Genomic DNA, 13,746 nt, shown 5'->3' with positions numbered 1-13,746 from the left:
AGCTTCTTAAGGAGATGATACACGAACATGAGCCAGAAATTGAAATGGGGCGTACTGGGCTGCGCGGGCATCGCCAAGCGCTCGGTCATTCCCGGAGTGCAGCAGTCCGAGCTGAATGAAGTCGCCGCCATCGCCAGCCGGAACGAGGAAAAAGCCAAGCAGACGGCGGCGGATCTGAATATCCCGGTCGCTTACGGCAGTTACGAGGCGCTGCTAGAGGATCCGTCCATCGACGTTGTATACATTCCGCTGCCGAATCATCTTCATAAAGAATGGACGATCCGCGCGGCCGCAGCCGGCAAGCATATCCTGTGCGAGAAGCCGCTGGCCCTGACCGAAAGTGAAGCGGCCGAAATGGCTGAAGCTGCGGCCAATGCGGGCGTGTACTTGTCCGAAGCCTTCATGTACCGTTACCACCCGCGCTACGAGAAGATCAAGCAGATTATCGAATCGGGCCAAATCGGCGACATCCGCGGCATCCGCAGCGCCTTTACATTTAACAATGCCCGCGACACCACCAACGTCCGCTATCGCAAGGACTGGGGCGGCGGCTCGATCTACGACGTCGGATGCTATCCGATCAACGCCGCACGGCTGCTGCTCGGCAAAGAACCGACCGCCGTCACGGTGAACGCCTTCTTCTCGCCGGAGCATGACGATGTCGATATGATGGCCTCCGGTCTCATCGAATTCGAAGGCTCCGTCGCGCTGACCTTCGACTGTGCCATGTGGGCCGCATCGCGCAATCCGCTGGAAATCCTCGGCACGGACGGCATCATCGAGGTGCCTTCAGCCTACGTCACGCCGACGCCGGGCAGCGGCAACTTCTACTTGACCGTACGCGGAGAGCGGAGCGAAATCGAGGTTCCTCATGTAAACGCATACAGCCTGCAGGCCGACCATCTCGCCCGCGCCATCATCAACAAGACGTCGCTGCAGTTCCAGCCCGATGATGCGATTCACAATATGAAAGTGATCGACGCATGCTTGCTGTCTGCACGCGAGCATACCCGGGTTGCGCTGTAACGAACCATAAAAACCATCATAGCTTAGGAGGGTATAATCCATGGAATACATTTCGGTCAAAGGTCTGGATAAAAAGGTTTCCCGTTTGATGAAAGGCACAGATTACTTCTACCACAATTCGTACGATAAAGCTGCGGCCAACATGGATGCGTATCTTGCCATCGGCGGCAATTCCGTCGACTCCGCCCACATCTACTGCGGCGGGGAAAGCGAAGAAGTGCTGGGCCGTTACATGAAGGAGCGGGGCAACCGGGATCAGATCGTCATTCTGACCAAGGGCGCCCACCACGATCAAAACGGTCCCCGCGTCAACAAGGAAGCGATCCGGCACGATATTACGACCAGCCTGAAGCGGCTGCAGACCGATTTTATCGATCTGTACGCGCTGCACCGGGACGATCCGAACGTTCCTGCCGGCGAAGTGATCGAAATTTTGAACGAGTATGTCAAGTCAGGCACCGTCGGCGCGATCGGCTGTTCCAACTGGACGTGGGAGCGCATCAAGGAAGCCAACGATTACGCCGCCGAGAAAGGCTTGACCGGCTTTACCTTCAGCAGCCCGAACCTCAGCCTCGCCAAGCCGAACGAGCCGTTCTGGAAAGGCTGCGTCTCGGCCGACGCCGAGACCTGCGCCTGGCACGAAGCCGAGCAGTTCCCGCTCTTCTCCTGGTCTTCGCAGGCGAGAGGGTTCTTCACCGGCCGGTTTACGCCGGAAGTCCGCGACAACGCCGATCTGGTGCGCGTGTTCTACAGTGACGCCAACTGGGAACGCCTGGAGCGGGCGAAGCAGCTCGGCGCGGAGCGCGGCGTCACCGCCATCCAAATCGCCCTCGCTTACGTGCTGAACCAGCCGTTCCCGACCTGCGCCCTGATCGGCGCCCAGTCGGCCGAAGAGCTGCGTTCCTGCGACGAAGGCTCCCGGATTCAGCTGAGCCGTGCGGAGCTCGACTGGCTGGACCTGACTTCGGACGAACGCTAAGCGATAAGCAAGCCGTAAAGTGGATCTGTAAAAAAAAAGGGAGCCCGCCGGCTCCCTTTTCTTCATTATCGATTATTCTAATGCCTTATTTGACCAGCTCCGTCTTAAACACGCCATCCAGCGTCTCGCCGGCGTCCAGCCGTTTCTTTAATGGAACTTTGACATCTCTGGCCAGTTCCTTGAAGAACGTCTGAACATCGCATTTGACATCGGCCAGATGCACGTTGATGGTACCATCGGCCGTAATGTCGCGATTGTCTTCAGACGGAACCGACACAACAAGATCGTACTTTTTCATCAGTGTCTTACTGTACCTCGAGAACACCTCGATCAGCTCATCGTTTTCGAAATTCCCGATGGCATTTTTGCCTTTGTTTGTGAAAATCAGCTTCATTTCCATTTCTCATCCCCCTTTTCCTGTATCACCATGGTTTTATTCGGACTCGGGTTCCATTGGTCACGCGATGGTTCTAAACAAAGAAAGGGCCCACATTATCCTGATCAATCATATCTTTGTCTTATATATTATAACAGTCTTTATACCGATTAACTAGGCGATGCCACCATTTACAAAAAAAGAAAGCCCCGAAACGGGGCCCTCTTCGCTCTCTACTTAAATATAAGCCAGTCCTCTTAAAGGCTTTATCAACGTCCCTGCACAATCTCCCGGATCTTCTCCAGCGGAATCTTCGGCTGCCGGTCGTACGTCAGCAGACCGTTAATTTCCTGTTCGACGTCCGTCAGCTGCGTGTAGCAGAAGCCCTGAAGCACGGGCGAAGCGAGAGCGCCCTGAACCACGTCGGCGAGACGCCGTTCGAAATCTTCCTCATTCGACGCCCCAGAGTAACCCCATCCTTCCTGGTTCCCCTTCTGAAATGAGATTCCTCCGAATTCGGTTAGCAGCAGCGGCTGTCCTTCATAAGGATATCCCGGCACCAGAATCCAGCGGTTGCCCGGCTTTGCCTGAAGCGCCTGCTCCACGGTCGAATAGCGGTCTGCCAGCACTTCTTTGCGCCATTCATAATCATGAATCGTAACCAGATCGGTCCTTACCAGTTCCCAGCCGTCATTGGAGATGACCGGACGTGACATATCCAGCGACTTGGTCATGTGATACAGCGCCAGCGCATGCTGCTGCTCGGCGGGGCTCACCAAAATGTTCGTTACGCCCCAGCTTTCATTGAGCGGAACCCAGGCCACGATGCAGGGATGATTATAATCCCGCTCCACCGCCTGCAGCCATTCCCGGGTGATCTGCCCGGCATAGGTTTCCGTGAACCGGAAAGCGTTGGCCATTTCTCCCCAGACAAGCAGCCCCAAACGGTCCGCCCAGTATAGGTATCGGGGGTCTTCGATCTTTTGATGCTTACGGGCGCCGTTGAATCCCATTTCCTTCGTCAGTTCGATGTCATTTTTCAGTGCTTCATCGGAAGGAGCGGTCAGAAGGCCATCCGGAAAATATCCCTGGTCCAGCACCATTTTCATATAATAAGGGCGGTTATTGAGCAGTACGACGCCGTCCTCAATCGAAATCTTCCGCATGCCGAAGTAACTGGCGACGGTATCCACCGCTATCCCGTCCACCAGGAGTGTGAGCTCCAAGTCATACAGATTCGGACGTTCAGGCGACCACCAGCGTCCCAAGCCATGATCGTTAAAATCGTGCAGGCGGATGCGGCGCATCTCGTCTTTCCCCTTCACCGAAAAGGAATCTTCGGAAACGACCTCCCCCGCGAAAGAGATAACCGACTTTAATTGAAGCTTGGCCCGGCTATCCCCGCCCTGAACGAAAGCTTGCAGGGACACTTCATTCGTATCGATATCCGGGGTCAGACGAATCCTCCGGATATGGAGGTCATGCACGGGTTCGAGCCATACCGTCTGCCAAATCCCCGTAGTCCGCGTATAGAAGATTCCCGCGGATGTTTCTTCCCAGAACTGCTTGCCCCGGGGCAGCGCCGCGTCCCGGCTGTAATCGACGGCTTTTACGACGATTGAGTTGTCCGCTTCTTGAAGAAGGTCCGTAATATCCGCGTCAAACGGCGTATGACCGCCTTCGTGAATGGCGGCGAGCCTGCCGTTCACCCACACCTTGCATTCATAATCCACGGCTCCGAAATGCAGAATCAGCCGCTTGCCTTGGTACGCTGTTGGCACCGTAAAGGTTCGGTGGTACCATACGATATCATGGAACGAAGGATCTCCAATTCCGCTCAGCTTGCTCTGATAGCAAAACGGAACCTGGATGGTCCGCGAGAAGGAAGGATGTTCGTACCATTTTTCCCTCTCGCCGGCCGCTTCGTCATCAAATTCAAAATTCCATACTCCGTTAAGATTGAGCCAATCCGCTCTAACCAGTTGTGGGCGAGGATATTCGCCGCGCAGCATCTCTGTCATTTCTCTCTACTCCTTTGAAGTAATCACGTTTAGCGCGTACGCTTGGTAACGATCCAGCTGCAAAATCCGCATACAGCGAGCCATCCAGCCGCGTACAGCAGGCCCCCGCCGCTTCCGACGAGAAGATCCGGCCGGCTGCTTTTCACCGTAAATATCAGCAAATTGCTGAGCACCAGATACATAAGCACGTTCCGTCCCATCGACTCCAGAAAGCCAAACGCATACGGAACACGCTCCAGCACCCTGGCCAGCAAGTAATAAACATATAAAATTAATGCGGCACCGATAATCCAGAACAGCGAAGGCGGAAACCGTGAGGGAAGCCCCCCGGTATAGCGCCAGTTTGCCGCAAACAGTCCCGTTGCAAGCAACGAACCGGCGAGAACGAGCCAGTCGAAGCGAATCCGGTATTGGGCGAACAAGACCCCCAGCAGGTAATACGGAAAATATTGAACAGGCGGAAACGAGGCGAAATCTCTCGTGCCGATCAATAACCCGAGCTGGGGAACATGAACCGCATCATAAGGAAACAACGTTGCAGCAAGCAGTACGCCGGCTGTCAGAAAACCCAGCCACTTCCGCCCGGAAACCCAGCGCAGCGGGACGAACAGCACCAAGCCGAGGACCATCAAATAAGTAAACGACACCAGAAACTCGGACCAGCCCGGGATATCCTTCAGCAGCATAATCGGCCGAATCGTGTCCCAATGGAGCGGCGCTCCGTCATGAAACACCCTGAACGCCGTTCCGGATATATAAAAGGCCAGCAGCGTTTTCAGCGCAGCGGCCAGCATCCGCGGGCAGGCTTTGCGAAACGGCTTGGAGTAATAAGCAAGCTGCGATACATACCCGAAGCTGAACACAAACCCTGAGAAGGTGATGAGGTTGAAGAAATCGATCCAGCGGTTGATGGACGGATATACGGCCGGATCGCTGAAAAATTGCAGCGTATGGCAGTACACCATCCCGACGATCAGCAGTCCTTTGAACAGATCAATGGCACGCTCGCGCCGCTTCGGCTCAATTCCGGCTATAGCCGCGCCGCTCACCCTTTAATCCCCGACAGGCTGATCCCCTTTATAATTTGCCGCTCAAAGATCACGAACAGAATAATGATCGGAATGGAAGAAAGCGTGTTCACAACCATCGGCTTCACGTAATCCTCCGAGTACTGGCTCATCAAGGTCGGAATTCCCATCGGCAGCGTAAACAGCTTGTCGTTCGTCAGCGACAGGAACGGCCACAGGAAATTGTTCCACGAGCCGATGAAGGTCAGGATCGCCATCGATGCGAGCGCCGGCCGGGTCAGCGGCAGCATGATCACCGCGAATATTTTCCACACCCCGCCCCCATCCATCTGGACGCTCTCAATCAGGTCGTTCGGGATGCCGTCAAAAAATCCTTTAAGCACGATCACCGCCATCGGCGAAGCCAGCGCTGTGACGATCAGTCCCTGATACGAATTCAGCAAATGCATGTCCTTGGCGACCTGATACAGCGGAATGATGGTCGCTTCCCCGGGAACGAGAAGACCCGCCAAAATGAAAAAGAACATGATGGCTTTCAACCGGAAAGGAATTTTAGACAACGCATAAGCCGCCATAGCCGCGACCAGAACGGTGAGAACTGTGACGACGCCTGCGACGAAAAAGCTGTTCCACACCCATTGCATCAGCTTGGTGCCGCTGATAATTTGTGTATACACCTCGAAAGAATACGGCGGCGTAAACCAGTCGAACAAACCGGAAACCTTCATTCCCTCCCGTTTGATCGATACGACCAGCATCCAGACCAGCGGGATCAGAAACACGCACGCCGCGATGACAGACACGATCCGGTATACCCATTTCATGCCTTAAGCCGCCTCCTTCCGGTTGTTAACGACATATTGGATAATCGACAATACGAGCAAAATCGCAAACAGCATATAAGACATCGTAGCCGCGTAACCCAGATCATTTTTTTTGAATCCGCTCTGGTAAATGTACTGGATGATCGGTCTTGTCGAATCCAGCGGTCCGCCGCCCGTAATGATGTAGATTTGCATGAACACTTTATAAGAAGCGATAATTTGCAGCATCAGAATCATCCGCGTGATCGAATTCATCATCGGCAGTGTGATCCGCCAGAACATCTGCCCTTTGGCCGCGCCGTCCAGCGATGCCGCTTCATAAATTTCGTCCGGAATTTCCTGCATGGCGGACAAATACAAAATAAAGTTGAACCCTACCGTCCACCACAGCGTCAGAGCGGCAACCGCAATCCAGGCCAGCGACGGCTCGGTGAGCCAGAAGATCTCTTTCCCTTCCGCCAGGATGCCGAGTCCATGCAGAATCCCGTTAATGAAACCCGTATAAGGCTGGAACATAAACAATCCCAAATACGATGCCACCGAAACCGAAAGAATGCTCGGCAGAAAAAACGCGCTGCGGTACAGCTTCTGCAGCTTGGACTTCCGGTTCGCGATAAGTGCCAGTGCGATGGCCAGCACGATCATGGTCGGCGTTGTCAGAAAGACGAATATCGTAGAATGCCATACCGCAGCCCAGAACTGGTCATCATGAAACATGCGCTGGAAATTGTCCCATCCGACATATTTCATCTTCCGGATCAGGGTCCATTTATAAAAGCTCATCTGTGCGCCCTTAATCATCGGCCAGATCGTAAACAACACATACACGATCAGAAAGGGCAGTAAAAAAATCAATGCCTGCAAGTCGATCCGAAGCTTCTTCATGACTCACCTTCCTCTCCCGCATCGCTCAGGCAGGTTTGGAGCCCATCGCTCCAAACCTGTCTGATAGATCATACCCTTCAAGATTACTCGCTTAAAACTTTGCCGATCTCCGTCTGCATTTTGTCGACGGCATCCGAGCTCGACATCTTGTTGGACCATACTTCATTCAAATATTTAAAGAGCGCGTTATCGCGGATCTGCCAGTTCTTGTCAGAATGCTTGTTGAATTTAACCGTGCTTGCCACCGAGACGTAATCGCTCCGGTACGGCATTTCTTTGAATTCCGGCTTGTCGAATACGGCCGGCTTCGAAGGGATATGGCCCGCTTTCGCCCAAATCTCTCCGTGGTCGGCAATCCAGTTGGCGAAAATCAGCGCGGCTTTGCGCTTCTCCGGATCTTCACTGCTGGTTGCCGGCAGAATGATCGTATGCGAATCGCCCCATGTCGCTTCCTGGTCGAAAACTTTAGGGATCGGCATGGCGCCGAATTCCAGACCTTTGGTGTTCTCCCACGTTCCTGTCGCCCACACGCCGGTCATCATGATCGCCGCATTCCCGCTTTGGAACGTTTTATAGAAGTCCGGGTCGTTCAGCTTGATGAAATTGTATTTATGGTATAAGTCCTTGATATAATCCGCGGCTTTGACGGCCTTGTCCTTGTCGATGTCTGCTGATTTCAGGTCGTCGGATACGACGTCATTGCCGCCCTGCTGCGAATAAAGAGCCCACCAGAAGCGGAATGGATCGTCGTTGGAGCTTGAGAGCGCAAATGGGTATTTGCCTTTCGGAAGCTTCTCCTTCAACGTCGTCAGAAACTTGATGAATCCCTCGCCCGACTGCTCCAGAACCGGCTTGCCGTCTTCGCCGAGCAGCCCTGCGTCTTTAAGCAGCTTTTTATTGTAGTACATTATGAACGGATGCGTATCGATCGGAACGGCATAATGCTTGTCATCGTATATGGAAGCTTCCAGAATGTTCTGGTTAAACGTGCTCCAGTCGATGTTTGCATCCTTCGCCGAATCGTCCAGCTCGGTTGCAACCCCCTGGTTGATCAGGTCGGGAAGACGGGAAATATGGGAGATGCCCACATCCGGACCGTTGCCTGCGCCAACCGCCGTGATCAGCTTCGTATAATACTCGCCCCATACGAGCTTCGTATTTTTCACCTGAATATCCGGATGCTCTTTATTGAACTGGTCCACCATCGCCTGCATGTTGTCACCGTCTCCGCCGTCAAACAGCGTCCAGAAGGAAAGATTCACTTTCTCGCCGCTGCTGCCGCCCGTATCGTTTGAAGCGCTTTCATTCGTACCGCCGGACGCATCCCCGCCTGCGCTGTCCGAACCGCTATTTCCGCTGCTGCCGCCACTGCCGCAGGCGCTGAGCAATAAGGTCAAAGACAGCAATGTGATCCACATGAAGCTGAATTTTCTTCTCATACGTACCCCCCATTTTCGTCACCATAGTCGTTCTAAAGAACAATGTTATTGTTTTATTACAATTTTATTGTTCTTATGGGGCTATATTACGGCTAAACCTCCATTTTGTCAACGCATTCATTTCATTTTTTTGTAATATAATTTTGACCTTTATTTATGAACGAGCTTATAAAGTTGCTATCACCACCTTGTTATCAAAAAGATTTCCTTTATCCATTGCCTTTTCCCGTCTACATCTGCAGTTCCGGTGACAGCCACAAAAAAACCATTGTTACAAATTTATTGTAACAATGGTTTTACGCTTCCTCTGTTATGGGAACATATTGAATCCGCATCTTGATGTCCTGCTCATAATCGCCGAACTGCCGACCGAAGATGTTCACCCCGCCTTTATGGACCGCATTCGGGTCAACACCGATCCGCAGGCGCAAATTCGGCCGCCCTTCAAGCTGAAGATCGCTGATGCCGACATCCGATACTTTTTTCATATCCAGCGTCGTCCGGTCCTCTTCGACCCGCCATGTTTTCAAGAGGCCGTACTGCGTTGTCCAATCGAGCCACCAGGAGGGGTTAAGCCTGCCGCGGCGGTCGCCGAAATCCCCCGGGCTCGTCCACATCCCGATCTCAAGCCCGTTCACCCAGACCGATATATCCGAAGGCCAGTCGTTATCGAAGTTGGGCGCCTCCGAGCAGAGTTCCATGGACAGCTCCAACGATTTGATTCTGACGTTTTGCGGAAGCTCCAGCGGCAAAATGTACTCCAAGTACCCTTTGCGGAACCAGATGATCTGCGCATCGATATGCTTCGGATGATAGAAGCTCGCCGGCTCGTCTTCCCGGATGATCATTTCGCTGCCGCTCGCCATGCCGCAGGTCGGGTACACTTCGCAATCGCTGTACACTCCGATCGGGATCTCGACCTCATACACGCCGTAATTTTCCTTGGTCGATTGGATCGCCGGGTTGAGACTGATATGGATGTCATCATAGCTGCGGGTGCATACCTTCATCGCCCCCCGGGCCGCGGGCAGCAGCTCCGTTGTCAGCAGCTTGGCTGCCTCCAAAATTTTGACGTTGTTCGCGACTGTCGACACCGGCAGCTTGAGTGCTTCCGAAATTTCGATAATATTCATGCTCCGCGTGTAGAGCAGTTTGAGCATATCCACCCTCGCCCGGGTGGACAATGCATGGGCAACCTGAACCAGCTGATCCGGCTCATTCACATTCAGATCCAACATGCTAATCCTTCCTTCTTGTTCCAGCTCTTTTTATGCCTAAGTTTGAGTTTACCTTGTTTGGGACAGCAGAAGCAAGATCTTCACAAGAAAACAAGAACTAGGGAAGATCCGGAATCCCGCTTCATGATCGAGACCGGAGCCCTCGGTCCGGAAATTTTTTTCATTTAGAAGGCGCTGTCGCCATCGTAATAATGATACAAATTGGCTTTACCGTGACCGTTTCCTTCATCGAATTGACGTATACAATCACTGAATCCAAAAAATCCAAATTGATAGACCGAAAGCGCTTTACCAGATTCTATTCTGGAATACTCCGTCATATCCTGATTATGGAAAAGGGCGTGTTTATGCACGGTGTCGTTATGTTTATACACTGCCTACGGCCATCCGGGCACGCAAAAAAGGAGCCCGCAGGCTCCTGGAGGGTATCTACATTATTCCTTCTTGCTTAGAGTCACCGGCAATCCGTTTTGTGCCGATTTGTTGGCAGCCAGCGTTACTTCCAGCGTGTGCATGGCAGCCTCATACGGCGCCAGAATCAAGCTCTGGTCTCCGGTAGCCACAGCCCGAATGAAAGCGTCGTCCTGGACCTTGTAAAAATCGGATTTGCCGCGAAGAATGATCGTCTGCTCCGGTTCCAGAATGGTAAGCGACGTCCCTTCCAGCGTCAATCTGAAATCCCTTCCAATGATCTCCAGGGAGGAACGGCTGTCCGGTTGCGGTAAAAAACCGGTGTCAATGTGACCGATTGCGCCCGAATCGAACACCAGGTTAACCGAAGCGGCATCCGGCGTCGTAATCCCGGGAACGTCCCTGTTCAGCAGCAGGGCCATGTCGGCACTGACCTTGTGGACTGTTCCGGCCAGATACAGCATAAGATCCACATTATGGGTCGTCTGCTCCACCAGCTGCCCGCCCGACTTGGCATGGTCCACCCACCAGGGGGTATCCGGCAACCCGCCGAACCTATGGGCCCGCACCATGGCGATTTCTTTACCGGCCAGGTACTGTTTCGCCTTCTGTACTGGCTCCATGTACCTTAGGCAGTAGCCTGTGGCCGTCATGACGCCCGTTTTCCGGATAAAGTCCGCTTTTTGCCGCACGGTGCCCATATCCAGCCCCAGCGGCTTTTCCACCAGCAGATGAATGCCTCTTCCCGCCGCCTGCTCTTCAATATCGCCATGGGCAAAGGGAGGGACGCACACAAAAAGAGCATCCAGCTGCTCGTTCGCCAGCATCCGCCGGATATCCGTGTAGGCGACGCCTCCATACCGTTTTACGGCTAGCTCCGCCTGCTTCGCGGAAATATCGCACACGGCGACCAGCTCTGCCTGTTCATGATCGTCAATATGCTTCAAATGCTCGGAGGCGATTCCGCCTGCCCCGACCAAACCAACACGAACCATCATGGGACCTCCTTACATACTGTTTTTCAAGGTACACGCAATAGGAGCTTTTGCTCCTGGTGCTAGACAACCACAATTTCGAATATTGTCCTTGCATCTCCGGCGAAAAAGGAAGTGCAAAGGCCCCGTGAAGGGCCCTGCACTCGTTTTAACCTGTCACTTCAAATTGGCGGACCATTTCTCCGCGCGGTCCTGCAGTTCGTCCAGGAACTGCTGGGTATCCGGCGCGTTGCCGGAAGCCGCCTTGCTGATAAAGCCGTTGACAGCCGGGACGATATCGCTCATATAGAACGGATTTGCTTCGTCCATCAGTTCGGAGTGCCCGACATTGGCGATGTCCAGCGCCTTTTTCACATATTTGTCTTCCGGCTTCACAAAATCGGCCTGCTTGATCGTTGGCGTCATCGCAAAGTTCTCATACGTATATTTTTGCGTCATCGGGCTGGTCAGGAACTTGAGAACTTCCCAGGAAGCTTTCACGTCCTTGGCATTCTTCGCCATGACAAACGGATCCACGGCCACCCAGCCTTCGCCTTTGGGGCCCATATTCATCACCGGCTCGAACCGGTCCAGCAGTTCCTTGTTATTGTTTGCGATAAATTCGTTCATCGTCGCGCCGCCGGTGCTGTCCAGCGCAATCGCGATATTGTTTTTCTCAAGCCCGAAGTTCTCCGCTCCCTGCGCGGTAATAAATCCGGCTGGCGGCAGCTTTGCGGCTTCCTTCAGCCACTCCATGACCTTCACCATTTCCGGCGTGTTCAGATGCCATTTGATCGATTTCACGTCTTTCAGCGAGCCTTCGGCCCCTTTCGCTCCGAAAGCCAGGGTCAGCGCCACAAAAGTGGAGCCGTTCAGCGAGTTGCCCGACCAGTATACGCCGTAGTTCTGCTCCCCGGTTTTCGGATTTTTGCCGGTCATCTTTTTGGCTTTTTCCAAAATTTCATCCGGGGTCGCCTTCTCCGTCAAGCCTTCAACGCCCCAGTCGCTGAACAGCTTTTTGTCGTAGATGGTCATACGGCGGCCCAGCACGGCGGGAATCCCGAACTGCTTGGTTCCGTCCGGCGACTTGGTGCTGTACGAATTGTTCATGATGCCGTCCAGATAAATGCCGGGATCAAACGATGTGTCTTCTTTGATCAGGTCGTCCAGATCACGCAGCAGTCCGTCCTGATACCATTGGGAGGCAAAAGCTCCCCCGGTGTACAGCACGTCGGCATCTCCCGACATGAGCATTGCCGTTTGCTTGGCCTTTACGTTCTCCCAAGGAATTTGATACAGCTCTACCTTGATATTCGGGTACATTTTCTTGAACGTCTTATCCATGTACTCGGTCAGCCCGATCGTCGAATTTCCCGTCTGCGCGTTGATGCCGTTGTCGAGCTGCCACCCGGCCAGCGCCACCCGGACGGTTCCTTTCATGTCGGAGACTTGCTTGATTTCCACGCCGCCGGTCACGTCCTTGCCTGAACCTTCAGAGCAGGCTGCCAGCGTGAATACGAGCATGCAGGACAGCAGCAATAGAAGCCATTTTTTCATGCGCGTTCCCCCTTTTCATAATCGGTGTGTTCGCAATCATCCTAGGTGCCTTGCGGCGCCAGGGCCGCGATTCGCCGGGTTTACTGCTTGATCCCGGATAAAGCAATGCTTTCGATGATGTAGCGCTGCAGAAACATATATACGACGACGACAGGAATGAGACTGACCGCCGTTGCAGCCATAATGATCGAGGGCTGTTGATTGATGCCGTTGTTATAGGTAAACATCGCAAGGCCGATCTGGATCGTATATTTGGCAGCGTTCTTCAGCACCAGCAGCGGCCACAGCATTTCGTTCCACACGCCCAGGAACAGGAGGATGATCATGGTGGCGATAATCGGCGTGCAGAGCGGCAAATACACCCGGCCGAACACGGTAAATTCCCCGGCACCATCGAGAATGGCGGCTTCACGCAGACTGGATGGCAGCTGGTCGATGAAGGCTTTGGCCAGAAACGTGCCGAAGGCGTAGTTCAGTGCAGGCAAATAAAAAGCCAGATAATTGTCCAAAAGCCCCAGCTTGCTAAAGAGCAGGTACTGCGGAATCATGGTCATTTCAAACGGAATCATCATCGTGCTCAGCGCCAGCAGAAGCACCAGGCTCGCCCCTTTGAACCGCAGCTTGGATAGGGCATAACCGGACAGCAGCGCGGACAGGGAGCTGACAACGATGACGCCTGCGCTGACGATGATGGAATTGATGATATAGCGGAACATTTTAATGTTCGTAAAAGCTACCTCATACGTGCGTATGGACGGCTCTTCCGGCCAAATTTTCGGCGGAAACGTAATGTTCAGCCGGGCCCCCCAGTCAAAGCTGGTCACGAGCATCCACAGGAATGGCACGATCATGATAAAGGAGCCGAGAAACAGCACAATGGCGAGAATCCATTGACTGACAGGGATCTTTTTGCGGCGCAGCGCCTTGGAATCGGCCGTTTGGATCATGGCGGGACCTCCTTTGCTTAATAATCCGGTCGTTCTGATTA

12 protein-coding genes are annotated in these 13,746 nt (G+C 53.5%); 2 read left to right on the top strand and 10 right to left on the bottom strand.

Features of this window, described 5'->3' with window-relative positions:
- Window positions 1-27: 27 nt before the first annotated feature.
- Both FHS19_RS11960 and FHS19_RS11955 read left to right on the top strand, forming a co-directional pair.
- Complete coding sequence (locus FHS19_RS11960) at window positions 28-1,026, top strand: Gfo/Idh/MocA family protein (protein WP_183582046.1); 999 nt, start codon at window positions 28-30, stop codon at window positions 1,024-1,026.
- Between the two features lie 40 nt (window positions 1,027-1,066).
- On the top strand, window positions 1,067-2,005 hold the full coding sequence (locus FHS19_RS11955) for an aldo/keto reductase (RefSeq protein WP_183582045.1): 939 nt from the start codon (window positions 1,067-1,069) through the stop codon (window positions 2,003-2,005).
- Window positions 2,006-2,090: 85 nt separating this feature from the next.
- On the opposite strand, the gene FHS19_RS11950 is transcribed toward FHS19_RS11955, so the two are convergent.
- From FHS19_RS11950 to FHS19_RS11905, 10 genes are all read right to left on the bottom strand, one after another.
- Window positions 2,091-2,405 carry a hypothetical protein gene (locus FHS19_RS11950; RefSeq protein WP_183582044.1) on the bottom strand — a complete coding sequence of 105 codons (315 nt, stop codon included), beginning with the start codon at window positions 2,403-2,405 and terminating at the stop codon, window positions 2,091-2,093.
- Window positions 2,406-2,650: 245 nt separating this feature from the next.
- Window positions 2,651-4,402 (bottom strand): glycoside hydrolase family 2 protein, encoded by a 1,752-nt coding sequence (locus FHS19_RS11945; protein WP_183582043.1) that lies wholly within the window; start codon window positions 4,400-4,402, stop codon window positions 2,651-2,653.
- Window positions 4,403-4,431: 29 nt separating this feature from the next.
- Window positions 4,432-5,451, bottom strand: a complete 1,020-nt coding sequence (locus tag FHS19_RS11940) for a hypothetical protein (RefSeq protein WP_183582042.1) — start codon at window positions 5,449-5,451, stop codon at window positions 4,432-4,434.
- Window positions 5,448-6,254: a carbohydrate ABC transporter permease gene (locus tag FHS19_RS11935; protein ID WP_183582041.1), complete on the bottom strand. Its 807-nt coding sequence runs from the start codon at window positions 6,252-6,254 to the stop codon at window positions 5,448-5,450. The genes FHS19_RS11940 and FHS19_RS11935 overlap by 4 nt, the downstream gene beginning before the upstream one ends.
- Before the next feature lie 3 nt (window positions 6,255-6,257).
- Complete coding sequence (locus tag FHS19_RS11930; protein WP_076171002.1) at window positions 6,258-7,139, bottom strand: carbohydrate ABC transporter permease; 882 nt, start codon at window positions 7,137-7,139, stop codon at window positions 6,258-6,260.
- An 83-nt stretch (window positions 7,140-7,222) separates the two neighbouring features.
- Window positions 7,223-8,578, bottom strand: coding sequence for an ABC transporter substrate-binding protein (locus FHS19_RS11925; RefSeq protein WP_183582040.1), 1,356 nt, complete (start codon window positions 8,576-8,578; stop codon window positions 7,223-7,225).
- Window positions 8,579-8,874: 296 nt separating this feature from the next.
- Complete coding sequence (locus tag FHS19_RS11920; protein WP_183582039.1) at window positions 8,875-9,816, bottom strand: ArsR/SmtB family transcription factor; 942 nt, start codon at window positions 9,814-9,816, stop codon at window positions 8,875-8,877.
- A gap of 434 nt (window positions 9,817-10,250) precedes the next feature.
- Window positions 10,251-11,225, bottom strand: coding sequence for a Gfo/Idh/MocA family protein (locus tag FHS19_RS11915; RefSeq protein WP_183582038.1), 975 nt, complete (start codon window positions 11,223-11,225; stop codon window positions 10,251-10,253).
- A gap of 153 nt (window positions 11,226-11,378) precedes the next feature.
- A complete protein-coding gene (locus FHS19_RS11910; protein WP_183582037.1) occupies window positions 11,379-12,758 on the bottom strand; it encodes an extracellular solute-binding protein in 1,380 nt (459 codons plus the stop codon).
- 80 nt (window positions 12,759-12,838) lie between these two features.
- The gene (locus tag FHS19_RS11905) at window positions 12,839-13,705 is read right to left on the bottom strand and encodes a carbohydrate ABC transporter permease (protein ID WP_076170988.1); all 867 of its coding nucleotides are present in this window, start codon (window positions 13,703-13,705) and stop codon (window positions 12,839-12,841) included.
- Between the last annotated feature and the right edge of the window lie 41 nt (window positions 13,706-13,746).

It is taken from the genome of Paenibacillus rhizosphaerae, assembly GCF_014192015.1.
Taxonomy (GTDB): Bacteria; Bacillota; Bacilli; order Paenibacillales; family Paenibacillaceae; genus Paenibacillus_AQ; species Paenibacillus_AQ rhizosphaerae.
Note: the sequence above shows the minus strand (reverse complement) of the source record. Positions and strands in the feature narration are given on the sequence as shown.

Coding starts and splice junctions, on each gene's coding strand:
- FHS19_RS11935 (WP_183582041.1), bottom strand. CDS start 6,254: ATGAAATGGGTATACCGGATCGTGTCTGTCATCGCGGCGTGCGTGTTT.
- FHS19_RS11920 (WP_183582039.1), bottom strand. CDS start 9,816: ATGTTGGATCTGAATGTGAATGAGCCGGATCAGCTGGTTCAGGTTGCC.
- FHS19_RS11930 (WP_076171002.1), bottom strand. CDS start 7,139: ATGAAGAAGCTTCGGATCGACTTGCAGGCATTGATTTTTTTACTGCCC.
- FHS19_RS11950 (WP_183582044.1), bottom strand. CDS start 2,405: ATGGAAATGAAGCTGATTTTCACAAACAAAGGCAAAAATGCCATCGGG.
- FHS19_RS11945 (WP_183582043.1), bottom strand. CDS start 4,402: ATGACAGAGATGCTGCGCGGCGAATATCCTCGCCCACAACTGGTTAGA.
- FHS19_RS11905 (WP_076170988.1), bottom strand. CDS start 13,705: ATGATCCAAACGGCCGATTCCAAGGCGCTGCGCCGCAAAAAGATCCCT.
- FHS19_RS11925 (WP_183582040.1), bottom strand. CDS start 8,578: ATGAGAAGAAAATTCAGCTTCATGTGGATCACATTGCTGTCTTTGACC.
- FHS19_RS11960 (WP_183582046.1), top strand. CDS start 28: ATGAGCCAGAAATTGAAATGGGGCGTACTGGGCTGCGCGGGCATCGCC.
- FHS19_RS11915 (WP_183582038.1), bottom strand. CDS start 11,225: ATGATGGTTCGTGTTGGTTTGGTCGGGGCAGGCGGAATCGCCTCCGAG.
- FHS19_RS11955 (WP_183582045.1), top strand. CDS start 1,067: ATGGAATACATTTCGGTCAAAGGTCTGGATAAAAAGGTTTCCCGTTTG.
- FHS19_RS11910 (WP_183582037.1), bottom strand. CDS start 12,758: ATGAAAAAATGGCTTCTATTGCTGCTGTCCTGCATGCTCGTATTCACG.